The organism is Fluviicola sp. (assembly GCF_039596355.1).
In the GTDB taxonomy this organism is placed as follows: Bacteria; Bacteroidota; Bacteroidia; order Flavobacteriales_D; family Crocinitomicaceae; genus Fluviicola.
In genome coordinates this window covers 1,020,344-1,044,005 of sequence record NZ_JBCNJW010000001.1, presented here as the reverse complement: position 1 = coordinate 1,044,005, position 23,662 = coordinate 1,020,344, and the positions used below count along the sequence as shown (strand labels likewise).

Sequence of the window (23,662 nt, the reverse complement as noted above, 5' to 3'; positions counted from 1 at the left end):
TGAAAATCAATGTGCTTCTTCTTCCGGATCAGGAGGGAACAATTTCTCTGCATTTTTCACATTCTGCATGCGGTCGATGAAATCCTCCAACTGGGAAATCGTCAATTGTTTTGCAACGATTTTCTTGTCTTTGTCCAATACGAAAATACGCGGAGTAGCATAGATGTCGTATGTATCATGATAGTTCAATGCTTCAAGCGTGGTGTATTTCGGGATCAGGCTTCTTGGATCAGCAGTTGCTTCTTCGTACAGTTTTTTCGTCAATCCCACGTTGATGAATGTCAGTTTGTTATCACGAATGAATTTCTTCCATTTTTCGAAATCTTCACCGGTCGCTTTTCCTACTGCAAAAATCTCAACGTTGCGGTCTTTGAATTTCTTCTCGTAAAGCGTTTGAAGCTTTGGAGTGGTTTTCTTACAGTGTCCGCATTCCGGATCCCAGAAGTACAAAATCGTGTATTCACTTTTCAGGCTGTAGAAGTCTCTCCAGTTCACGTCTGTTGTGTCGCGCAGACTGATGTTTGGAGGGCGAACTCCCTGAACCAGGTTCATACGCACTTTGTTTTCGTCACACAACTCTTTCAATTTGTCCTTTTTATCGTTCATCCAGTATGCGATGGAATTACCGTTCTCATCCGTTTTACAGTAGTAACGGTTCACCATGTATACATACACTTTGTCCATTCCCATGATGTTGGATTTCGCAAAGGTATTCGTGATGTAATCTACCGCGTATTTGAATAATTCGGATTTTTTGTCGAACTGGTCACAGAAAGGGAATGCGAAAGCCAGGATGGTATCCGGGTGCTGCACCAGCATGTTTTTCCCGAAGAAATATTCCACTTTGGAACCGAAAACCGGTGTATTCACCAGGCGGTCGTCTTTCATATCAATGTTGTCCCAGTAATGATTGCGGTAGTAGTGGTATCTGAAGTTTTCATCAGTTACTTTTCCTGTGGCATCTTTCGGAGCATCCGGAACCACTACATCCATGGACATTTTGATGATTTTGGAAACCAGTTTTGTCGGGTTGTTTTTTTGAAGGTCTAACTGGTAGTTGGTAACCAATTTGGAAACGGAATCCATTTTTTCGCCGTATCGTTTGTACTGCGGATCACCTTCTTTGTATTTTTTACGCTCTTCGGAATAACCGGTAGCCACTTTTCGCTGCTCTTGCAGGTAATTGATGTATGCTACGAATACTTTGTTTTCCTCCGATTTTTTAACCTTCATGTTGGAAACAAAATCAGGCCCTTTGGTCTCAATATTGATTTCTTCTTTGTTGTAAATCACCTCAAAATACTTTTGTCCCGGCATCAACAACGCAATGATTCCCGGCTTGAGGTCCGGTTTTGCGGTAAATTCAACTACACCGCCTTTCATTTGAGCCGTATCCGCGTAGAACAGCTTCGAACCGTAGTATTTTGTTAAAAAGACTGTTGTGTCTTTTGCTCCATCGACCTTGAACCGCAGTTTTTGACTAAATCCTGTTGAGGAAACAAGCAGCAAGGCAATAATAAGAAGTTGTTTCATGTTTGAGTTGTTATTTTTAATCATGACGTAACAAAAATAATAAAGTCATTGGTTTAACATAAAATTAACCATTGTTCTGTTCGTAAATTCCCTTTCTGGCACTGAGATACGAAGCGAGTGCGAACAAGGAATAAGCAAGGATTAATGCCAAAATACTCAGGACACTTAAATGGGTATCGATGTACAAACCTCCGGACTCAAATACCGAATCCAGCAGGATTTTGAACCCGATGAATGTTCCGAGACTCAGTAAGGCAATCAGTCCGAATACTTTAGAGAAATACACCAAGAATGTGCGAACCAGCGTTTTCGGGTGATGTCCCAGGCGCATGAGTGTTCTGACTTCGTATAAATTCTTGCTCAGAAGCAGCTGCAGATACTGAATCAGGACCAAACCGGACAGGAATACGGCAATAATCGAAATAACGAGAACCACCAGGATCAGTGTTCCGACCATACTTTTCAACCGGCCGACAATGACTTGTGCGTTTTTCGACTCCAGGTGGCGGTCTTTGAGCATTTGCTCCACCAGGCCAAATTCATTTTCTTTCCCGGAAATCATGATCTGTGTGATCTTTTGTTCTGCATCCGGTGCGAAGCGCTTATTGGCCCAGTTCATGAAGTTTTGAGGCACAAGTACGGAGGGCACTTCGTTGGTGAAACCAATGATCCGGCAGGAAACGTATTCCTTCATGGTGTCGTTCATCAAAGCAAATTTGAACTTGATATCCATTGCCAGTTCGTCGCTCACCTGCGGAATGCCTGCAGAACTCATATACGTGTTCAGCATCACGAGGAAATCACGCGGCATGATCATCGGAACGAGTGTATCCCCTTCTTTCCAGTGCCATTTATCCGACTTCACATCCAGGAATCCCGGATCGACTGTCTGAATAAAGATATTTCCCCTGAATCGCGGAACCATCGGGTCGTTGGTTTCAATGGAAACCGTAAAATTGTTCGATTCAACAGGTTTTACGTCCAATATGAACGGTTCTTTCTTCATCTGTTCAATCTCGTTCAGTGAAAAATCGGTTTTCGTCATTTTCAGCGTACTGAAGCTGGAAACTTTCTTTTGAACGATGATCGTATTCGGGCCGAGGATTTCCGCTCCTTTCCCGAAATCATTCACTTTGATCAGGTAATGGATGGAAGTGATCAGGAAAGTCATTCCCAGGAAAGCCCCGATCACGGCAATCACCAACTGGCGTTTGTCCTGGTGTTGAAATAAGAGTTTACGTAACATGGCTCAGAGCTTTAATTCGTAATCATACGGAAAACGGTTGTCATCATCCAGAGACGTAAGTACAAAACCTGCTTGCTGTTTAGTGCATTCGCGATCAATCATCGCCAGGCATTTCAAGCTGTTTTGCTCGTCCAGGTGAGAAAACGGTTCGTCTAGTACCAGCCACTGAAAAGGCTGGCAGAGCGAACGCACAATGGCTACACGCTGTTGTTGTCCCATCGACAATAAACCGCAGGGATCGTTCCATTTGTGTTCAATTTCGAGCTCGCCGAGCATCTGTTTGATTTCGGATTCGGTTTTGTGATCCGTCAGGTGGTTTTTCAGAAGCAGGTTTTCGGCCACGGTCAATTTATGGAAGAGCTGCAGATCCTGGAATACGGTTGAAATTTTCCGCTGGCGAATTTCAACCCATTCGTCTACTAAGAATGAACGGATATCGCGGTTGTCGTAGAGAATGCTTCCGGCGTAGTCTTTCCGGATTCCGAAAACGGTCATGGAAAAGGTCGACTTTCCCTTTCCGGAAGAAGCATTCAGCAGAATTTTCTTCCCGGATTCAAGTACAGCCTTATTTCCCCAGATACTTTCCGTTCCGTGGCTGATAGAAGCGAGCGGAGCGGGCATGACCTGATTAAATTGAATGTTCATCTGAGTAATTTTTCAATTCATTTTCAAATATCATTCCAACTTTACAATTGCTTATTGCTGAATGATTTGTAAAATATCTGTGCACATTTCGGAAGTGCTTTTTGCCTCCAGCCAGGTCGTTTCAGGATGTCTCCTGAACCAGGTCAGCTGTCTTTTGGCATAGTTCCGTGTATGCTGTTTGATCTTGTCAATACAGGTTTCAAGCGTATATTTCCCGTCAAAATAATCAAATACTTCCTTGTAACCAACTGTTTGCAAAGCGGTCAGATGGCGGTAATTTTCCACGCTCTTCACTTCGTCAATCAAACCGGCTTCGATCATCAGGTCTACGCGACGGTTGATGCGGTCATACAGGATGTCTCTCGGATGATTGATCACAAAGCGGATCACTTCAAATGGACGTTCGGAGCCTTCGTTTTTTCTCCAGTCTGAAAACGGAATACCAGTCAAACGGATCACTTCCAGTGCGCGAAGTATGCGCACCGGGTTTTGCCGGTCTACCTGGCTGAAAAAAACAGGGTCTTTTTCCTGCAGTTCCGATAAAAGCGCCTCGATTCCGTTTTCGTCGAGTTCGGCGCGGAGTTTGGACTGAATTTCAGGATCAGTAGGAATCGGATCAAGTCCCACGCAAAGCGCATCGATGAAGAGTCCTGAGCCGCCCGCCAGGATTAATTGCGGACAATTTGCCAGTTCGTTTTGAATTAACTTCATGGCTTCAGCTTCGTATTGAGCGGCAGACACCGGTTCGGAAATCGGGTGGGAGTCAACAAAAAAATGCGGAATTCCCTGCATTTCTTCGGGAGTTGGTTTTGCCGTTCCGATAGCCAGTTCTTTGTAAAATTGCCGGGAATCTGCCGAAAGCACAACGGTATTCAGTGCCTGAGCCAATGCTACGGCAAGGGCTGTTTTTCCACTGGCCGTCGGACCTTCGATTACAATCAGTTGCTGCATAGGCAAAAGTACACTTTTGCAGCTAAAATCAGCGTTTCACCAGTGTTTTGTATGTTTCGTAGCGTGAAGTAATTCCACGAACGTAGCGGATGGTGATATTTCCACGGAATGCACCACTTTTCACCACCTCATCGGTGTAGTAGGAGTGTTTACCGAGGTTCATAACCATTTTCTCCACGTTTTCTTCCCACACATGTGGATTCAAGCCTTTTTTCTCTGCCAAACGTTGCGCGTCCAGGATATGTCCTGCACCGGCATTGTAGCTGGCAAGAATGAATTTATTGCGTTCCTCATCGTTCTTGATTCCAGCCCACAGTTTGGAAATCCGGTTCAGGTATTTGTAACCTCCCTGGATTTGAACTTCGGGTGGTGAAGTCGGATAAACCCCGAATTTTGGTCCGGTTCCCGGCATGAACTGCATCAAACCATAGGCTCCTCCGAAGGCTCTTGCATTCGGGTTGAATTTACTTTCATGGAAGATCAATGCGGCTACCAAGCGCCAGTCGATGTTGTATTTACTTCCTTCGGCTTTCAAAATGGCATCGTAAGGAGAAATACTTCCCTTGCGCGATTTGAAATTGATCCCGCCGTCGACCGAACTTCTGATCTGTTCGAAATATTTGCGTTTGATGTACGAGAACGATTCGCGCTTCATGAACTTTGCCAGCCAGATATTCAGTCGTTTTTGAAGAATCGGCGATTTTTTATTCAGTCCGAATGCAATGTTTTGTTTGAAGGAAATCGGAAGGCTCACATCGAGGTTGTCGTAGAACCGCTCGTTGATTTCAGCCACATTTTTTTCGGCTACGGTGTAATCGATCAATCCGTCAGATACCTGTTCGATCAACTCTTCCACACCTTCCTGTGCTTGTGTAGGGCGAATGAAAATCGTATCTCCGATTTCATCTTCGAGGTGAAGCAATCGCGTGTAATAGCTCGATTTTTCCCAAACCACTACTTTTTTCTTCGCCAGTTGGATCGGATCGGTGATAAAGGTCACTTTCTGATCTTTGGTTTCCGGCGTGGATTTACGCTGCACGAGCACCTGATTGGTTTGCAGGAACGGAACGGAGAAATTGATTTCGGACCGTCGTTCGCGTGTAATCGTATAGTTGCAGGCAATAATATCTCCTTCGCCACGGTTCAGGATTTCATTGATTTCATCGAGATTATTGACGATTTTCACTTCGAGGGCTACTCCCAGGTCTTCGGCAAATTCTTTCAGGAGTTCGTATTCGAATCCCATCTTTTTGCCTTTGTAAATAAAAAAAGATGTGGAACTGTTTTCTGCCAGGACAACGAGTGTTCCCCGTTTGTAAATTCCTGGTAAATCAAAGTCATGTGCGTTGAGTGGTTTCTTTCTGAGGTCTATTTTTTCGGAGGAACAGGCCGCCATAAATAAGGCAGCTGTCAGGAAAAATAAACGAAAAATTCCACTCTTGGTTTTCGGCATCATATTCAAACTTACGAACAAATTACGACAAAAAAGACTAAAAGGTTCTCATTAAATATTCATTCGCATCGCGCATATATTCATGAAAACAACTAGTAATTTCGTTCTGAAAGTCGTAAAACACCGTGTGACCGTTCTTTAAGGCGTTCTCAAAAGAAAGCTTATTACTGACTCCCTGACACATTCGGTAGAGACCTTCTTCAGTTGGGTAGTAGCTCATCCAGTTTCGTTCAATCAACAAGCCGATAAAGTGTTTAAAATCTGCAGGATAAGGTTCGCTACTTAAATCAATATTGGAATAGAGATTTGCCAGGAAATCAGGAAGTTTAACCGGATGATACAGATCCCAATTCTTCGCCAATAAGTGGTCGAAATAAATGTCTACGGCAATCGGAGCAACTTTCGGGAGAGAACCCCGGATTTGATGAATCAACTGGATTACGTCGTAATGGTGGTCGATGAAATCGTCAATTTTCCGGTGGAGTAACACCCCTTTTTGAATGTGTTCCGGGTATTCCAGGTATTTTTTTCCTTTGGTAAAATCACCGAACAGGTTGGCTACTGCCAATTGCGGATCATTATTCGAAAAGTAGATATGTCCGAGGTAATTCATGAACTTAAATGTATGATTATTTCTGACGTGATTACGTTTCCTTGAATAAAGAAGTGATTAAATTGTAATAGGTTCTGACGATGACCTGATCACTTTCATTTTGACACTCGTACGGTTGATTGATCAAAAAACGCTCGCTATAAATTTGATCTTCCCCGGAGAACTTTAGCAATTCAATTCTGAAATACCCATATTCATTGTGGTAACGACATTCCTCGCTGTCCCCGGCAATTGATTTTGAAATTTGCTTCACACGGTCCATTTTGATGCTGTCTGAAAAGAGAGAAATAGATAGATCTGTCTTGATTTTTGTGAATTTCCGGTGAATATTCTTGCGGTAGTAAATGGTATTGGTCTCTGGATTGATTTCCAGCTGTTCTTTGATTGCTCCGGAATGGTTGTGAATGTAACTGATTCGTGATATTCTGACCACACTGAATTCCGTACCTTGTGAAAACAAGTGTCCGGCGTTCAAACAGATCAGGAGAAGGGTTAGAATAAAAGCTGTGTGATTTTTCATAATTAGAAGCGTCGAATAGAACTGTAAAACAGTGTTATCAGCGTGATTTCCGGGTAATTTTCACACTGAAAACTGATTACTGCTTTCTATTTTCCCAGTTTTCTTTCGTGATTTCATAAATGAAGTTCATCTTGGGAGTTTCGCCGAAATAGGTAATGTCTTCTTCTGCAATTTTAACCGCACCGAGTCTGCCGATAGCAATTTGTGAACGGATGTTGGTTGCCCCGATGTGAAAATGGACTTTGGGTACAAACCGGAACGCGTAATCCAGCATGAGTTTCTTTACGGAAGAGTTGATTCCTTTTCCCCAATAATCACGGGAATAGAAGGTGTAGCCGATCAAAATGCTGTTGTCTGCTTCATTGTAATCGTAATACCGCGTACTTCCAATGACTTCTCCGTTGGATTTGGAGACAATTTTGAACGCTCCTTTACTCAGCATGGCTCCTTCAAAGAACTTGGCAAACACTTCTTTTTTCCAGCGGTCTTTATTCGGATGCTGTTCCCAGATTCCCGGATCAGAAGCAGTGGCGTACAGTGCCTCGAAATCAGTTTCCTGAAGCGGATAGAGGATTACCTGGTCATTTTCTAAAAGGGGTTGAATATCAAAATGCATGGTTTTCTACTTGTTGAATGAGTTGTTGGAATTCAGAGTTAAACTATTTTTCATCGGGGATCAATTACTGCTTGTTTTGATATTCAAATGCCCCATGTTTGTTTTTGATAAAGGACTCATTGTAGCAGCATTTCAGACGTTGATTGTTAACGGTCATAATCCAGGGCAGGAAGTTTCAGTGGAGTGGGATTCAAATTCACCCATTTTACGCCCAGTTCACTCATGCGGTACGTATCGCCGGATCGTTGTTTGACTGCTTTGACGATTTCACCGACTTCCGTTAATTCGGAAGGAGGGAGGGGCGTTCCGTTTTGTACAAAAGTCAAAAAGGCATCGGTCATTTTCTTGTATGCCGTATCCCAGTTGATTCCGCCGTTTCCTTCCAGTTCGTTGGCAATTCGTCCTGTAATGCGGATGACTTCGCCCTGGATGGTTAAACACGGGCCACTTGACGGAACCAGTTGTTCCCAGAAATCCTGGTGCTGTTTCTGCCACGTTTTTTCGGAACTCGTAATGGGAGCTTTACCATCATGAATGATGCGTTTTGCCACTGGTTCAACTCCAAAAAGGACATATAATTTGTCCAATGCAATGCTGTATTCGTCGACAGAATCTATGTTGAACCCACCTCTGTGAAATTCGAAGCGCTTACCGATTTCAGATACAAATCCCTTCATCTTTTCCGTGATCTGAATGCCCTGATCCAGGTAGATTTCAGCGAGTTGAACGGTGTTGATGATGTCGATGTTATTACACGATCTGAGTGCTTGTTCCAGCGGATTGAACCCGTAGGAGTTTAGCAGGTTACAGTCGGCTCCGTGAGCAAGAAGCAGTTTGGTGTTTTCTACATGGTGGGAATCTGCCGCTGCATGTAACGGTGTTCCGATGGAGCTACTTGCGTCATTGACATCCGCTCCCAGTTCCAGCAAACTTTGAATATTTCCGAAAACACTGCGGGATCGTTCGTGAAGCGGTGTGTTTTTCCAGTTGTCTACCGCTTGAATATCTGTTCCGTTTTCGACCAGCCAGGAGGCCAATTCATGCGGGCATTCATCAAAAGCCAGGGCGGTGGATTTACTATAACCTCCACGCGCATTCCAGTCGCATTTGTCAAATACCGCTTTCAATTCTTCCAAATCGCCTTGTTGAAGCAATTCCCTGAAATCTTTCGGAAGCGTTTTTCGTTTTGCCATTGTTTTGAGTGCTTTTGAAGTGCTTCGCAGAGATTTACCGTTTTTAGTCTGTAAATCTCTGCGAAAGGAACCTCATAGGATGTGGTTATTTCTTAATACAAAAAGCTGTTGTTCTTTCCGTAATAGAGCATTTGCTCAATGAAACCTTGTTTGTTTTCGATTTTGATATCGGTAATTTTTCCGTTTGAATCCATCACCGGAATGAAAACAGGATATACGAACCCGTTGTAAGGAGCGATATTCAGTGGTTTCACGCGTTTCAATACTTCAGCGTGTAATTTCGGATCTACTTTTACTCCGTATGTTTCTACCAGTTTTTTCCCAGCCTGGTAATCCCCTTCGGATTTGATGCGTTGAATTTCACGCAGTAAATCTCCGAAAAGCGTCCGCAGTTTATCGTAATCTTTGATGTCGTAGTACGTTTTTCCGTTTTTAACGACTTTCTCAATCACGTTGTCTTTCTGACCTTTTTCAAAAACCCATGCGCTCACCAACTGGCGGTTTTGCATGTGTTCTTCTTCCAGGTTTTGACCTTTTTCCAGGCGCTGTAATTGTGTCACCAGTCCGTTTCGGATGTATCCGTCGTATTCTGCTTTTCCAACTTCCAGTGATTCGATCAGGCCTAATTTGACCATCTGCGGATCCATGATGTAGTACAGACCAACCAAATCTGCACGTGCTTCTTCCAGCGTTGAAGCGTAGTTTTGCAGCGTTTCAGCCGGCTGCCCGATTCCCGGGTTGATTTGTCCGCTGGCATGTCCGATTACTTCGTGCAGCGCCGTGTGCATTTTTCCGGCAAGTGCGGCATATTTTTTCGCCCGGTAAATTTCTTCCTGGTCGTGTGCAAATTCTTCCGTCAGAGATGGCCCTCCTGCTTTGTTGTAAGCTTCGATCAGGTTTCCAAGTGACACGGATTTTGAGCCGTGCATCTGGCGAATCCAGTTGTTGTTCGGCAGGTTTACACCGATCGGAGTGGAAGGAGCCGCGTCTCCGGATTCACTTGCCACTTCAACCACTTTGTAGGAAACACCGACTACTTTCTTTTTCTTGTGTTCCGGCATCAACGGCGAATTGTCTTCGAACCACTGTGCATTTTGGGTCAGAACGGACATTCTTTTCGATGCCTCGAAGTCGTTGATCTGTACAATGGATTCAAAATTGGCTCTTTTTCCTAAAGCGTCACCGTATACTTCAATGAATCCGTTGATGTAATCGATATCTCCCTTGGTTGCAGTTGCCCACAGCACGTTGTATTCGTCCCATTTTTTGAGGCTTCCGGTTTTGTAGTAATCGATGAGTGCTTTCAAGGCATTCGCCTGCTGGTCGTTTTCAGCAACTTTTACCGCTTTGCGGAGCCAGAAAATGATCTGGTCGATTGCCTGGCCGTATTTTCCGCCGCTTTTCCAGACTTCTTCGACCACTTTTCCTTTTTTCAATACCAGGGTTGAGTTCAATCCCAGTTCCACCGGTGTCGGATCATTCGGATCGGATTTCCCTTTGTAAAAGTCCTCGACCATTTTTTGTGTCACGCCTTTTCCGTAGAAATTGTTGGCAGATGCTACGATCATGTCAACATTCGGGTCTTTCACCTTGCGTTTTTTCTCCAGGTTCGGGTTGAAAATTGCTTCCAGTGCTTCCGGACTCAGGTTGTGTTCTACAGCCTGCATCAGTTTGGTGAAATACGCTTTGCTGAATGTAGGCTTGATTTTATCCATACTATAGTGGTGATGGATTCCGTTGGAGAAGAAGACTTGTTTACTCCAGGTGTCGAATTTTTTCCAATCGGCACTGGTTTTGTCTCCGGTGTATTTTTCGTGAATGGCTTCAAGTGTTCTCCGGATCTCGAGATTGAAGCGGTTGTTCTGATCGTAATTGATATCGCGGCCGGCCAAACCTGCCATCGATAAATAGTAAACCAGCTCTTTCTGTTTTAAGCTTAGTTTGTTCCAGCTCGGAACTTCAAAGCGAAGAATCTGAACGTCTGCAAAGCGCTCCACAGCTGTTTCTGCTGAAGCCGGGGTTTCTTCTGCATCGGTTGATGTTTCCTTACTTCCACAAGCCGCCGACAGCGCCAATAAAGAAGAAAAAGCAATCATATTGTGTAATTTCATAGCAATTAATTATCTGTTTTGAAGATAACCAATTATTTTGAGAAAGCGAATCCGGAAGTGAGGGAAGCTGAAAAAGATGGATAGACATCCCGCAGTGGCGGGACAAGTTATGTCTATTTGCCCAGTAACAGCGCGAGATTCAGAAGAATTCAACCTCACAGGAAAACCCAATGACTAAAAAACGAACAAAGCATTAAAAAAGTAGACTGAGCGGAGTCGAAGGCACTTTTTTCAGTACTCAATCATGTGGTACATAACACTCTCCGGCGGTTACCGATACGTCGATCCGGTTTTCCGGCGGAACGATCGGGCAGGAGTAGCGATCCGAATACGCGCAATACGGATGGTATGACGCATTGAAATCCAGTTTGACCTTTTTTGCTTTTTTGCCGAAGTAGCAATCCATGTATTTTCCCGCGCCATAGGTCGAAATACCGGTGGTGCCGTCTTTAAACGGAACGAAATAATAGTTTTTGTAGGCTTTCTTCCCGGCCAGATCCAGGTTTTGATACACGTTCAGTTTACAAAGCGTGTCGTGAATTTTAAACGATAAATAGCCGACTTTGCGGTAATACACCGTACGAGCCTTGCTCATAGGCATTACAAATGCAGGGCCGACTTCCCGGGTGAAATCCGCCATCACCATGAAGTTGGTATCGATGGGAAAGAAACAGATTTCCGGATGGATTTTCCGTTCTTCTTCGTTCAATACCTGTTGCAGGAATTCAGCTTCGTTCTTTTCACGCGCTTTCGTTAAACTATCAGCATAGGAAAGTTGTGAAAAAGCGGCTTTTCCAAACGCCAGGAATGTCATTGCTAAAACAAGTGTTTTCATCTCCCTCCGAATAATGAACTTCCGACCCGGATCATGGTGCTGCCTTCTTCAAGAGCCAGTTGGTAATCACTGCTCATTCCCATGGAAAGAACCGCGAAATCCGGGTTGTATTTGAAATAGTTGCTCTTTAGAATCGAAAAATAGTTATGCAGGTTCCGGAATTCATCGCGAATCTGCTCCTCGTTGTCGGTAAAGCTTGCCATTCCCATCAATCCGCTGATGGATACGTGCTGCATTTCGACAAACTCCCTGCTTTGCAGGATATCTTCCGCTTCCTGGAAGGAAAGTCCGAATTTGGTTTCTTCCTGTGCAATGTGGAATTGAAGCAGACAAGGAATCACACGCCCGGCCTTTTCCCCCTGTTTATTGATTTCCTGGAGCAGTTTCATACTGTCAACGGAATGAATCATCGAAACAAAAGGAGCGATGTATTTTACCTTGTTGGTTTGTAAATGACCGATCAAATGCCACTGGATATCCTTTGGAAGAACTTCCCATTTTTCGACCATTTCCTGCACTTTGTTTTCTCCGAAAACGTGTTGTCCGGCGTCGTATGCTTCCTGGATTAAGGTTGCAGGTTTTGTTTTTGAAACGGCAACCAAAACGGCTGTGTCGCCGATTTCTTCTTTCAGATTCCGAATTCGTTCTGCTAAAGACATGTTATTCGTTAATGTTGTAAATCGTTAATCCGCTTCTCATTTTCGGCTCCACCCAGGTCGACTTCGGAGGCATGATTCCTCCGTGGTCAGCTACTTCCTTCACTTCGTCGATGGATGCCGGGAAAAGCAGGAATCCGACTTTAAATTCTTCTTTTTTGACCAATTCCACTACCTTCTTCAAATCCCGTGTTCCCGGAACAAAATCAATGTCTTTACTGGTTTTCAGGTCTTCGATTCCCAAAATAGGCGTGAGGATGTAATCCGTAAGGATTTGTGCATCCAGCTGTTTCACCACATCTTTGATCTGGCTGATTTCCTTTTTGACTTTGAACGAATAAGTACATTTCCCCAGCAGGCAGATGATTTCGTGCCGTTGTTCAGGTCTTCGGGCTTTTTTCAGTTCTTCAATCTCAAAATGAGCTTCACATGCTTTCAGGAAACTTTTTGCAGATAAGCCGTTCAGGTGTCTCACCAAACGCTGAAACTCGAGGATTTCCAGTTTTTGTTCGTCAATCAGGTAAGCCAGGAAGAAATCCTGGTTCGGAAATACCGCCTGGTTATTTTTCCGGATGGTATCTTTCAGCCGGGCAGAAGAGGCAGAACGGTGGTGTCCGTCTGCGATATACAATTCTTTCAATCCGGCGTAGATTGAAACCAGTTTCGGATCTTTTTCGGCTGAGATCACCCACAATTCGTGTTTGATCTTATCCGTGGTCGAAAATTCGTATTCCGGACGATTTTTGGTGACTTTGTCCAGGTACTTGTCCAGTTCGGGCAGGTGTTTGTGTGCCAGTAGTACCGGCTCGGCATTAAACCCGGTGATATTCAGGTAATTCGTAAACATGGATTCCCGCGATGTAATCGTTGCTTCATGTTTCTTAATCTGATCGTTCCGGTATTCTTCGATACTTACTCCGGCAATAACGCCTGTAAACTGGTGCGAGCCTTTGGTCTGCCGGTACACATAAAACGAATCTTCGGGATCCTGGATCAGGATCCCGTCTTCGATAAATGATTCAAATCGTGCTTTGACAGCTTCAAAGCGCTCCACGGAATTGGCTTTGGAGTGATGTTCCTTGTCACCTTCCGGATGAATGATATGCAGGAAGGTATACGGATTCTCATCCAGCTTGGCGCGGAGAATATGCTTACGATAAGCAGCAAGCGGTCGTGTTGAAACCAGCTGCGCTTTATCTCTTGTCGGACGAATAGCCTTAAAGGGGTGGATTACGGACATTCTCTGAGCGACTATGCAGGAACCTGAACTCCAAATTGTTTTACAATCAAATCTGCCAGTTCCAGCCCAATGCGATCCTGAGCTTCTCCGGTTGCAGCACCGATATGCGGTGTTGTACCGATTTTCTCATTGTTCAGCAAGTCTGCTCTTGGATTCGGTTCGTTTTCAAAAACATCCAGTCCGGCGTAAGCCACTTTTCCTTCTGCAATTGCAGCAAGTAGTGCGTCTTCATCAACCACACCACCACGAGCGGCATTTACGAGGACAACTCCTTTTTTCATCAGGTCGAATTCTGCTTTTTGAATCACTGCTTCGCCGTTTGCCTGTTTCGGAATGTGAATGGAAACGAAATCGGATTCTTTCAATGCTTCATGCAGGTCTTCCGTAGTCTGAATCGGAACCTTGATTTCTCCTACTCCGTGAATGGCAATCGAGATTTCTGCCGTAATGTCGTGGTTGTTTACCGCGATCACTTTCATGCCGCAACCCAGCGCGTAGCTTGCCAGCGACTGACCGATGCGTCCGAAACCGACGATGGAAATAGTTTTACCACGCAATTCGATTCCTTTTCCGTACTTCTTTTTCAATGCGGAGAAGTCTCCCGTTTCCATTTGCTTGAATGAATCATTCAGGAAACGTGCTCCGGCAAACAAATGCCCCATGACCAATTCTGCAACGGATTGAGAAGAGGAAGCCGGAGTATTGATGACAGATAATCCTTTTTCAATGGCGTAAGCCACATCGATGTTGTCCATTCCGACACCGCCTCTTCCGAGCAGTTTCAATCCCGGGCAGGAATCGATGACCACCTGGCGGATGGTCGTGGCGCTTCGCACCAAAATGATTTCGATATGGTTTGCGTTGACGTAGTCGATCAGGTCGTCTTGAGCTACTTTATCTGTGATAACAGTATAACCTGCCTTTTCGAGTGCTAATTTTCCTTCGTTTGAAATTCCGTCGTTTGCTAATATTTTCATAGTTCTTATTTTGTTTTGTCCTCAATCAGAAGGATTTCTCAAATAGTTCATTTGTTCTATATCCCTCGGCTTTTCTGTCTTTCCAGACAGGGCCTTAGTCTTCACCAGCTATGCGGGCTCTTATCCGTGTTTTTTAGAGAATTCATTCATGACATCAACCAATACCTGTACGCTGTCCAGTTCCAATGCATTGTACATCGAAGCTCTGTAGCCTCCAACGCTTCTGTGTCCGTTCAGTCCGATGATACCTGCTGCTTTCCAGGCCGCATCAAATTCGTCTTTCAATGCATCATTGGTAAGCAGGAAGTTGACATTCATTTCAGAACGGTCTTCTGTTGCAGCTGTTCCACGGAACAAGGGATTGGAATCAATTTCACGGTAAAGCAAGTCCGCTTTTGCCTGGTTTTTCAATGCCATTTTCGGAACACCTCCGTTTGCCAGCAAATCACGTAAATTCAACATCGCAACGTAAACAGAGAATACGGGTGGCGTGTTGTACATGGAATCTTTGTCAGCATGCTGTTTCAAATCCAGGTAGCTCGGCATGAACGGAGACGTGGATTTTCCAAGCGCGTCTTTTTTGACAATGTACAAGGTTGCTCCGGCTGGTCCCAGGTTTTTTTGAGCACCGGCATAAATCAAATCAAAATCAGAAACGTTGATTTCTTTGGAGAAAATATCTGAAGACATATCACATACCAACGGCAAGTCCGTTTTCGGGAATTCTTTGAATTGTGTTCCGAAAATCGTGTTGTTGGAAGTGAAGTGGATGTAATCCGCATCTGTCGGAACCTGAAGGTTTTTTGGGATGTAGCTGAAGTTTTTGTCTTCGGAAGATGCGAAAACATTTACGTCAACACCTACTTTCTTTGCTTCCTTGATTGCTCCGGAAGCCCAGGTTCCTGTGTTGATGTACCCAGCTTTTTTGGTTGAACGCATCATGTTCAACGCTGCAATTGTAAAACCTAAAGTTGCACCGCCCTGAAGGTAAAGTACCTCGTAGTCGTCGGAAATGTTCAATGCTTTCTTTACTAAATCACGCGCTTCCTGCATCACTGCTTCATAATCTTTGCTTCGGTGTGAGACTTCCAGGATCGATAACCCGTTAAAGTCTAATACTGCTTCGGAAGCTTGTTTGAATACGTCTTGCGGAAGAATACATGGTCCTGCGCCAAAGTTGTGTTTTTTCATGATTTGATTTTATTTTGCTCTCTGTTTGGAAGTTTACAAATTTCGAGATTTTTGGACTAAAAGCGAAGTGTTTTTCGCTAAATTATTTCACAAAAAAAGCCCCGCCGACAGGCAGAGCTTTTTATATGTTGAAGGATTTTTCATTCGATTACTCTTCGGATTTTTTAGCTGGTTTAGCAGCGGGCTTTTTTGCAGCAGGTTTTTTCTCCGCTGCCGGCTTCGCAGCAGTTTTTTTAGCGGCTGTTTTTGTTTCTTCAGCAGCTTCTTTTTTTGCCACCGCCGGTCTCGCAGTTGCAATAGCTTTTTTTCTTTTACGGGTATTACCATAGGAACCGTTCACTCGTTTTCCCTTTGCCGTTTTGATATCACCTTTTCCCATAATAGTTTTCTGTTTTTTAGTATGAAAAGTATTACAAATATAACTTTCTCTGTGAGTTAGCGTGTGAAAATTATCAAAAACTTCAAAAAACCGTCGGTCTAATTCTCGTCGTTACTATAACGTTAAAGCTGATTGGCAAGGCGTTTTTCAAGCTCCTTGCGGACTACATCCCCGTTGCGCATATAGCGCTGGCACCATTTCAGTTTCACATCCGTTTGTTCTTCTTCAGTGAGTTTCCAATCCAGATCGGATACTACCAACCTTTGACGAAGTGCCTGCAGGGTGAGTGCTACTGAAACAGAAACGTTGAAGCTTTCGGTGAAACCAACCATTGGAATGGCTACTTTGTAATCTGCTACTTCGCGGATTTCGTCTGAAATACCTTCCCATTCCGTTCCGAAAGAGAGTGCGAGAGGCTGATCCAGTGGAATATCGAAAACGGAAAGTGTTGCATCCGGAGTCAATGCGGCAATTTTGTAACCCTGGGACTTCAATTTGGAAACAGCATCCATGAGCGGCGTGGTTCCCTCATTGTAATTAAACAGGTCGACCCATCTTCCGGCTCCGCGGGCAATATCGCGCTGCACTTTGTATTGGTTTTTACTTTCCACAACATGCAGTTCCTGGATGCCGAAGCAGTCGCAGCTTCTCAGAACGGCACTGGCATTGTGTTCCTGGTAAATTTCCTCCAGCAAAACGGTCAAATAACGTGTCCTGTTAGAGGCTACATCGTCAAATAACTGACCTTTTACTTCCGGAATTAAATCGTAAAATGCGCGAAGCAGTTCCTTTTTCATGACGCAAAGCTAGTGATTATTGTAAAAATGCCGTGACTTTCACTGTTTCGTCAGGATTGGCGGGAATAAAAAAAGCCCCTTCGTGAAAACGAAGAGGCTTCTCATTAAGAAATGTTTTCTTCTTATTTACCGCCGTTAACTGATCCTGCCAAATCTGCTCCAGCTTTGAAACGGATAACTTTTTTAGCTGCGATTTTGATTTCTTTTCCAGTCTGTGGGTTACGACCAGTTCTAGCCTCACGATCAGAAACGGAGAAAGATCCGAATCCTACTAATGAAATACGGTCACTTTTCTTCAATGCTTCCGTAGTAGCACTTACAAATGCGTCCAATGCTTTTTTAGCATCTGCTTTAGACAATCCTGCTTCAGAAGCAATCGCATCAATTAATTCTGCTTTGTTCATAGTTTGGTTTTTTTTTGAATGATTTCTAATAATTAACACAACAAAAATATAGGAATATGCTTCTCTTCCAAGACCAAATACTAAAAAGCGTTGATTTTGTTGATAAATAAACGTATTTGTTGATAAACCTCCCTGTTTTTGGGCCTTTTCCGACTAAATTGCTATTTTCTTCGATGAAAATTAACCCTTCAAAATACTCCAGTCTGCGGCCGAATTTCCGACCAGCCACTCCCGGGAAGTCATTCTTTTCCGGCCTTCCAGCTGGAATTCGACGATCTCGAGCTTGCTTCCAGGGGTGTCGATGAACAATTGGGTCTTCGTTGAATGAATCTTCCCGGATCCGTTTCCGGTTTCATTTGTGAGAGCTGTACGGAAGATTTTGACAGAGCGAATTTCCCCTTTGGAATTCTCCCAGATCGTCCATGCAGAAGGATATGGATTTAATCCGCGCACCAGGTTATGGATTGTTTCGGGAGCCGCCGACCAATCGATCCGCGTATTTTCCTTAAATAATTTTGGTGCGGGTCTCTTTGGTGAATGGGTAAATTCGGATTGCGGAATCGGCTGCACGGAACCGGAAGCAATATCATTAAGGGTTTCAACAACCAATTGTCCGCCTTCAACCATCATCCGGTCGTGTAGTTCACCGGCAGATTCGTTTTCGCCGATCGGCATGCGGAGTTGTTTGATCACATTTCCGGTGTCGATTTCCTCGTCAATAAAGAACGTACTCAAACCTGTTTCCGAATCTCCGTTAATGACTGCCCAGTTGATCGGTGCCGCACCGCGGTAATCCGGAAGGAGGGAGGCGTGGAGGTTAAATGTTCCTTTTGCCGGCATTTTCCAAACTTCCGCAGGAAGCATTCTGAATGCAACCACTACAAATACATCTGCTTTCAATGCTTCGAGTTCCCGGATGAAATCCGGATCTTTCAGTTTTAAAGGTTGAAGCACCGGAATATTATTTTGTACCGCGAATTGTTTTACAGGACTCTCATGCATGAGTTGACCTCTTCCTGCCGGTTTATCGGCAACGGTTACAATTCCTGCCAGGTTCAGTCCCGCTGATTGGATTGCTTCGAGTATTCCAACGGAGAAATGGGGGGTTCCCATAAAAACAATGCGCAAGTTATTCATGATTTGCTTATTTATTTGGTCCAATTAAATAGTTTCAAATACCCGAAGGATAAGGCTCCCATCGTGATGAAATAGACGTATTCTACCAGCCAAACCAAATGAATCGGCCAGTTCCAGATTTTAATGAAGAAATAGGCAGAAATGACATAGAGACAAGTCGCAACGCATTCTACCAGTAAAGTCACCCGCGTGTGCCCGATTCCGCTGATGGTTTGAAGGTATACGCTTCCGAATCCGTAAATCAGGATGGAACCGCTTACAATACGCAGAATCTGTGCGCTTCCTGCTACATGGTCTGGATGATCGGAAACCAGTCGGATCAGTGTTTCGGGATAAAGGATTGCTCCATGGAAAGTCAGGATGAGAAAACCGATGGTTAGCAACTGAATTCTGCGCTGAATAGTCGGGATGAACAGAAATTCCTGTGCTCCGTAATACTGAGCAATGTATGTTTTAGTTGTCGCGGCAAATCCCCAGATCGGGATAAACGCCAGGAAGTAAATGTAGCGGATGTTCAGGGAGACGGTCAGGTTGTCACCGCCCATCTGTTCGATCCAGATAAAGAAAATGGTCCAGATTGAAAGGGCCACGATTCCCTGGAACAAAAGCGGAATGCCGATGCGAAGATTTTCCCGGATTTGTAGTTTGCTGATGAAGTTGGCTTTCCAAACCGGGTAGTGCTGCTTCAGTTTTCCGCCCAGGAGAGTACACAGGAGGAAAATCATCGCCAAATATTCGGCTGTGGTGGAAGCAATTGCCGCACCTTCCAGTCCGAGTCGGGGAAAAGGTCCTGTTCCGAACACCAGGAAATAATCCATGATAATATTGGAAACAGCTGCTATCAGGGATGCAATCAATACAAGTGTTGTTTTTCCGACTGCCAGGTAAGTGGCTTGAATGCTCAGTGTAATGGTTGCGGCCCAAAAAGAGTAACTGCGGATTTCCAAAAAGGATTGTTCTGCCTTTGCCAGCTCCGGGTTAGTCACCAGGTAATGCATCAGTGCGGGCATGCCGAGTTGCACCAGGATGGTCAGAATAATTGCTCCGGCAACCAGGATCACGAAATTCGACTGGAAGACGGCCGCAAATCCTTTCACGTCTTTTTCCCCGACTTTCTGCGCCATTCCAATCTGTGCGCCGTCTCCAAGCCCGATAAAAACCATGTAAAAGGTAATGTACCACAATCCGGCACTTCCCGAAGCATCGTATGCGAGTGTGCTGAACCTGCTCAGAAAAGCGGCATCCGTGATGGAAATAACGGATTGGATGAATCCGCTCAGCATCATCGGTAAAGCCATTCTGAGAATGCTTTTGTATTGAATGTCGAGCATTAAATGATTTGTAAAAGCAGTCCTTTTAAATATTCACCTTCCGGATGAAAAGCATTGATCGGGTGATCTGCAGGCTGGTGCAGCTGCTCCAGGATTTTCACCGTTCTCCCGGATTCAATCGCCGCGGCAATGATCGTATTGTTGAACAGTTGCTTGTCTACGACCTGCGAACAGCTGTAAGTCATCAGGAGTCCACCCGGACGAATGTGCTGGATCGCCATCGCATTCAAACGTTTGTAGCCCTGGACAGCCTGGTGCCGCTTGTCACGGTGTTTTGCAAACGCCGGCGGATCCAGGATGATGATATCGTATTCTTCTCCCGTTTCGCGGATAAAATTCATCGCATCAGCCACAATGGACTGATGGTTCGAAAATCCGTTCAGTTCCACGTTTGCATCCGTCAGTTCAATCGCCTTTTTCGAGCTGTCGAGTGAGTGTACTTCTTTAGCCCCGTTTTTCAAAGCTGCCAAACTGAATCCGCCGGAATAGCAGAACGTATTCAAGATTTTTGCCCCTGCGGAATATTTGGCAAGCAGTGCGCGGTTTTCGCGCTGGTCGATGAAGAATCCTGTTTTCTGACCGGTAATCCAGTCCAGTTGATACTTCACACCGTTTTCAAGTGCAATATGTGGTGTGTCGCACGTTCCATATACATATCCGTCTTCTACCGGAATTCTTCCCGGAAGTGTTTCTTTTGATTTGTTGTAAACCGCTTTCAAATCCGCTCCAATTGCATGAACCAGCGCGTTTTTGATCAGTTCGATTTGCAGATACATGCCCAAACTGTGGCACTGAATCACGGCAACGCCGCCGTAATAATCGATGACCAACCCCGGAAGTTCGTCGCCTTCACCGTGAATGATGCGGCAAATGGAGTTGTCTTCCCGGAACAGGTGCAGTTTTTTGCGCAGTTCAACGGCATTCGAAATGCGTTTATTGAAAAATTCCTGGTCGATTGCCTCATTGCTGAATGTCAGAATCCGCACCGCGATCGAACCGTGCTGGAAATGTCCGCGGGCAATTTCGTTTTTACGTGAATCCAGTACTGTTACTACTTCTCCGTCTTCAATGGATTTCGGCATTTCTTTCAAAGCGCCTGAAAAAATCCACGGATGTCGTCTTTCCATCGATTGCGTTTTATGCGGAAGTAATTGAACACTGGAATACATATACTGGTTTTAATTTTGCGCAAAGATAGTTTAAATTGAAAAGTGATGCTTTGACTTAGAAATTCAAAATGCAAAATTCAAAATGCAGATTGCAAATTGCGAAATGGGTCGTGAAGGAGAGTTTGATCTTTTTGAATTTTGCATTTTACATTTTCAATTATGAGTATCTTTGTGTTCCATTCTTATAAAAAGCAAAATGTCTTATATCATTCAGGTGTTTTTAAAAAACAATTCCTTCTCGGAAGACTATGCCCTAGAGAAGTATGACGGGAAAGACTCGCCGGAAAATATCCGGTACGAGTGGGAAGATGAATTCCGTTTAACAGACGATTCGGAGGTACTTGAAATTGTGAGAGACCAGCCTTTTGTTCTTGCCGGAGAAATCGGTGAAGGGAAAGCGTTTCATTACGAAATCCAGGATGTAATCCAGTTTATTTTTCACGGAGAAGATGGTTCAACGCCGATTGTGTTTTCTGAACAGTGTTTGGATGAATACATCATCGACCACGACAATAAGCGTTTGAAAGTCTATTTGAATGACGACGAAGTGGTTGAAAACCCGATTCCGGGAGTATATATCGTGTTGAGTGCGTTTCCAAAGGAACTGAGAAATTAATGCTTGTACTGGATCAGCTTCATTTTTCGTACAACGACCGGCAGCACGTTTTAGATCACATTTCCCTGGAATTGAAACCGGGTGAAATCTTCGGGATTGTAGGAGCAAGCGGAGGTGGAAAATCAACGCTGCTAAAAATCATTGCCGGACTCATTGATCCGCTGGATGGAACGGTTTCCTGGAATGGCGAACGCATCAAAGGTCCGAGTGAAAAACTCATTCCCGGTCATGATGAAATTCAGTTGGTAAACCAGGATTTCGGTCTCGATTTATTTCATACCGTCAAAGAAAACGTGCTGATCCGGATGCTGCATTTGCCGGAGCGGGCGCGATTGCGTTTCGGGAAGGAACTGCTCGAATTGGTAGAGCTTACACATCTTTCCGATAAACAGGCACGTTATTTATCCGGCGGAGAACAGCAACGCTTGTCCATTGCGCGTGCTTTAGCCATGGAGTCGGAGGTTTTATTACTCGATGAACCTTTTTCGCACCTGGACGCTCATTTGAGGCTGAAAATCGGATCTTATATCAAACAACTGATTGAAATTCGGAACACTTTGTGTATTTTGGTTTCCCATGAAGGAGCTGAAGTGATGCAGTGGTGCGCAAAAATCGGGTTCCTGGATGAAGGAAAATTAAAACGGATCGATACTCCGGAAGCATTTTATTTTCATCCGTCCGACTTGAATGAAGGTGCGTATTTCGGTGAATTGAATGAACTGAAAGCGGGCAAAACCACACACCTGTTTCGTCCCGGTGAATATGAAATCGCAGAAACAGGAAGTGTGGAAATCGCATTTACCGATGCTGTTTTCTTCGGGGCATACTGGAAGTCGTTTTTTCAGACCAAAAAAGGAGAAACAATTGTGCTGTATGCAGATCAGCCACTCAAAAATGTAAAACGTATTGAGCTCAAAAACAAACATACGAAAGCTTAAGTGGAATGAAGTAGGAACGCTATTCAAGCGTACTTTTCTGGAGTTTTTTCAGGAAAATTCCTTTTTCCATGGGGCAGCACTGGCATATTATGCGGTTTTTGCTATTATCCCGATCATTTACCTGGCGGTCATCAGCTTTGGAAAGATCATGGGACAAGCCGAAATCCTGCGTTTGATTAAAGTATTACTTGAAGAACAGGTCGGGTTGAAGGATAGTTCCGGAATTCTCGCCTTTTTATCCGAAGTACATTTTGAAAAAAGCAGCCTGGTATTGAATATTATCGGGATTATCGCTTTGATGTTTTCCAGTTCGGCATTGATTTCTTCCCTGCGGATGAGCGTCAACGAATTCTACGACATTCACGTAAAAATCGATGATCATAAAACCAAGATTTTCCATACGGTACTCACCAAATTGATTTCCGTATTTATGTTAGCTGTATTCGGTGTTTCCATTGTATTGCTGTATACAGGTGAAACCGTTTTTATGTCTGTCAGTGGCGAAATCTATAAGTCACTTCACCTGGAATCGCAGAAATGGCTGTTGTGGGGAACAGAACACGTGGTTGCCATTGTCATTAATATGGTGTTGTTTGCCTTGGTGTATAAGTTCCTACACGATGGGAAAGTAGTCTGGAAGCTGGCCTTTTCGGGAGGTTTACTGACTTCTGTGTTACTCTATTTGGGACAGATCGGTTTGAAATTTTACTTAACGCGCTATTTCTTCGGAAGCCAGATGGGAATTGCCGGAACCTTATTGATTTTCCTGGCGTGGATGTATTATTCGTCGCAGATTATCTTCCTCGGTGCGAAATTTGTCAAAGTCTATTCCGACCTGGTTGGGAAGCCGATTACCTTTGAAGTACACAAACTGCTGCAGAAAATGCAGGAGCGAAGAAACCAGGGGTAAATATTTATCATTCGGTTTTTTGTTTAAAGGATTGTAGCATAGTTCTTGCTAACTAGTTGGCTTTATCTTTCCCGTTGATTGTTTCTGCAAGAACATAAGTTGTTTTAGCTCTTAGTAATTCTGACGAAGAATTTTGCAGGAATTGACGAAAAAATAGTTTAAAATTTTGTCAGACTAAAAAATAGTCATATTTTTGATTAA

24 protein-coding genes are annotated in these 23,662 nt (G+C 44.1%); 3 read left to right on the top strand and 21 right to left on the bottom strand.

Annotated features, from left to right (window positions below):
* Positions 1-6 precede the first annotated feature (6 nt).
* From ABDV94_RS04420 to ABDV94_RS04320, 21 genes are all read right to left on the bottom strand, one after another.
* Positions 7-1,533: a thioredoxin-like domain-containing protein gene (locus ABDV94_RS04420; RefSeq protein WP_343605104.1), complete on the bottom strand. Its 1,527-nt coding sequence runs from the start codon at positions 1,531-1,533 to the stop codon at positions 7-9.
* A gap of 64 nt (positions 1,534-1,597) precedes the next feature.
* Entirely contained in the window at positions 1,598-2,779 is a 1,182-nt protein-coding gene (locus tag ABDV94_RS04415; protein WP_343605102.1) for a hypothetical protein, read from the bottom strand.
* Positions 2,780-2,782: 3 nt separating this feature from the next.
* Positions 2,783-3,424, bottom strand: a complete 642-nt coding sequence (locus ABDV94_RS04410; RefSeq protein WP_343605101.1) for an ATP-binding cassette domain-containing protein — start codon at positions 3,422-3,424, stop codon at positions 2,783-2,785.
* A 51-nt stretch (positions 3,425-3,475) separates the two neighbouring features.
* Complete coding sequence (gene miaA / locus ABDV94_RS04405; RefSeq protein ID WP_343605100.1) at positions 3,476-4,375, bottom strand: tRNA (adenosine(37)-N6)-dimethylallyltransferase MiaA; 900 nt, start codon at positions 4,373-4,375, stop codon at positions 3,476-3,478.
* Between the two features lie 28 nt (positions 4,376-4,403).
* Positions 4,404-5,771, bottom strand: coding sequence for a transporter substrate-binding domain-containing protein (locus ABDV94_RS04400; protein ID WP_343605098.1), 1,368 nt, complete (start codon positions 5,769-5,771; stop codon positions 4,404-4,406).
* A 94-nt stretch (positions 5,772-5,865) separates the two neighbouring features.
* On the bottom strand, positions 5,866-6,441 hold the full coding sequence (locus tag ABDV94_RS04395) for an ACP phosphodiesterase (protein ID WP_343605096.1): 576 nt from the start codon (positions 6,439-6,441) through the stop codon (positions 5,866-5,868).
* Between the two features lie 31 nt (positions 6,442-6,472).
* On the bottom strand, positions 6,473-6,961 hold the full coding sequence (locus ABDV94_RS04390) for a hypothetical protein (protein WP_343605095.1): 489 nt from the start codon (positions 6,959-6,961) through the stop codon (positions 6,473-6,475).
* Between the two features lie 76 nt (positions 6,962-7,037).
* A complete protein-coding gene (locus tag ABDV94_RS04385; RefSeq protein ID WP_343605094.1) occupies positions 7,038-7,577 on the bottom strand; it encodes a GNAT family N-acetyltransferase in 540 nt (179 codons plus the stop codon).
* 146 nt (positions 7,578-7,723) lie between these two features.
* Complete coding sequence (locus tag ABDV94_RS04380; protein ID WP_343605093.1) at positions 7,724-8,770, bottom strand: ankyrin repeat domain-containing protein; 1,047 nt, start codon at positions 8,768-8,770, stop codon at positions 7,724-7,726.
* Positions 8,771-8,862: 92 nt separating this feature from the next.
* On the bottom strand, positions 8,863-10,881 hold the full coding sequence (locus tag ABDV94_RS04375; protein WP_343605091.1) for a dihydrofolate reductase: 2,019 nt from the start codon (positions 10,879-10,881) through the stop codon (positions 8,863-8,865).
* Between the two features lie 238 nt (positions 10,882-11,119).
* Positions 11,120-11,716 (bottom strand): DUF1684 domain-containing protein, encoded by a 597-nt coding sequence (locus ABDV94_RS04370; RefSeq protein ID WP_343605089.1) that lies wholly within the window; start codon positions 11,714-11,716, stop codon positions 11,120-11,122.
* The gene (locus ABDV94_RS04365) at positions 11,713-12,375 is read right to left on the bottom strand and encodes a YggS family pyridoxal phosphate-dependent enzyme (RefSeq protein ID WP_343605088.1); all 663 of its coding nucleotides are present in this window, start codon (positions 12,373-12,375) and stop codon (positions 11,713-11,715) included. The genes ABDV94_RS04370 and ABDV94_RS04365 overlap by 4 nt, the downstream gene beginning before the upstream one ends.
* Position 12,376: 1 nt before the next feature.
* Positions 12,377-13,612, bottom strand: coding sequence for a DUF1015 domain-containing protein (locus ABDV94_RS04360; RefSeq protein WP_343605087.1), 1,236 nt, complete (start codon positions 13,610-13,612; stop codon positions 12,377-12,379).
* A gap of 11 nt (positions 13,613-13,623) precedes the next feature.
* Positions 13,624-14,589 (bottom strand): D-2-hydroxyacid dehydrogenase, encoded by a 966-nt coding sequence (locus ABDV94_RS04355; RefSeq protein ID WP_343605085.1) that lies wholly within the window; start codon positions 14,587-14,589, stop codon positions 13,624-13,626.
* Positions 14,590-14,709: 120 nt separating this feature from the next.
* Complete coding sequence (gene serC / locus ABDV94_RS04350) at positions 14,710-15,780, bottom strand: 3-phosphoserine/phosphohydroxythreonine transaminase (protein ID WP_343605083.1); 1,071 nt, start codon at positions 15,778-15,780, stop codon at positions 14,710-14,712.
* A gap of 148 nt (positions 15,781-15,928) precedes the next feature.
* Positions 15,929-16,159, bottom strand: a complete 231-nt coding sequence (locus ABDV94_RS04345) for a 30S ribosomal protein THX (RefSeq protein WP_343605081.1) — start codon at positions 16,157-16,159, stop codon at positions 15,929-15,931.
* Positions 16,160-16,281: 122 nt separating this feature from the next.
* Positions 16,282-16,956, bottom strand: coding sequence for an RNA methyltransferase (locus tag ABDV94_RS04340; RefSeq protein WP_343605079.1), 675 nt, complete (start codon positions 16,954-16,956; stop codon positions 16,282-16,284).
* Between the two features lie 122 nt (positions 16,957-17,078).
* The gene (locus ABDV94_RS04335) at positions 17,079-17,390 is read right to left on the bottom strand and encodes an HU family DNA-binding protein (protein ID WP_343605355.1); all 312 of its coding nucleotides are present in this window, start codon (positions 17,388-17,390) and stop codon (positions 17,079-17,081) included.
* A 150-nt stretch (positions 17,391-17,540) separates the two neighbouring features.
* Positions 17,541-18,497 carry a methionyl-tRNA formyltransferase gene (gene fmt / locus ABDV94_RS04330; RefSeq protein ID WP_343605077.1) on the bottom strand — a complete coding sequence of 319 codons (957 nt, stop codon included), beginning with the start codon at positions 18,495-18,497 and terminating at the stop codon, positions 17,541-17,543.
* Positions 18,498-18,508: 11 nt separating this feature from the next.
* A complete protein-coding gene (locus ABDV94_RS04325) occupies positions 18,509-19,828 on the bottom strand; it encodes an MATE family efflux transporter (RefSeq protein ID WP_343605075.1) in 1,320 nt (439 codons plus the stop codon).
* A complete protein-coding gene (locus ABDV94_RS04320; protein WP_343605073.1) occupies positions 19,828-20,997 on the bottom strand; it encodes a class I SAM-dependent rRNA methyltransferase in 1,170 nt (389 codons plus the stop codon). Before ABDV94_RS04320 ends, ABDV94_RS04325 begins: the two co-directional genes overlap by 1 nt.
* A 196-nt stretch (positions 20,998-21,193) precedes the next feature.
* On the opposite strand from ABDV94_RS04320, the gene ABDV94_RS04315 reads away from it, so the two are divergent.
* From ABDV94_RS04315 to ABDV94_RS04305, 3 genes are read left to right on the top strand one after another with little or no spacing between them, the layout of a single operon-like run.
* On the top strand, positions 21,194-21,613 hold the full coding sequence (locus ABDV94_RS04315; RefSeq protein ID WP_343605071.1) for a hypothetical protein: 420 nt from the start codon (positions 21,194-21,196) through the stop codon (positions 21,611-21,613).
* Positions 21,613-22,551, top strand: coding sequence for an ABC transporter ATP-binding protein (locus ABDV94_RS04310; RefSeq protein WP_343605069.1), 939 nt, complete (start codon positions 21,613-21,615; stop codon positions 22,549-22,551). The genes ABDV94_RS04315 and ABDV94_RS04310 overlap by 1 nt, the downstream gene beginning before the upstream one ends.
* On the top strand, positions 22,520-23,461 hold the full coding sequence (locus ABDV94_RS04305; protein WP_343605067.1) for a YihY/virulence factor BrkB family protein: 942 nt from the start codon (positions 22,520-22,522) through the stop codon (positions 23,459-23,461). The genes ABDV94_RS04310 and ABDV94_RS04305 overlap by 32 nt, the downstream gene beginning before the upstream one ends.
* The last annotated feature ends 201 nt before the right edge of the window (positions 23,462-23,662 follow it).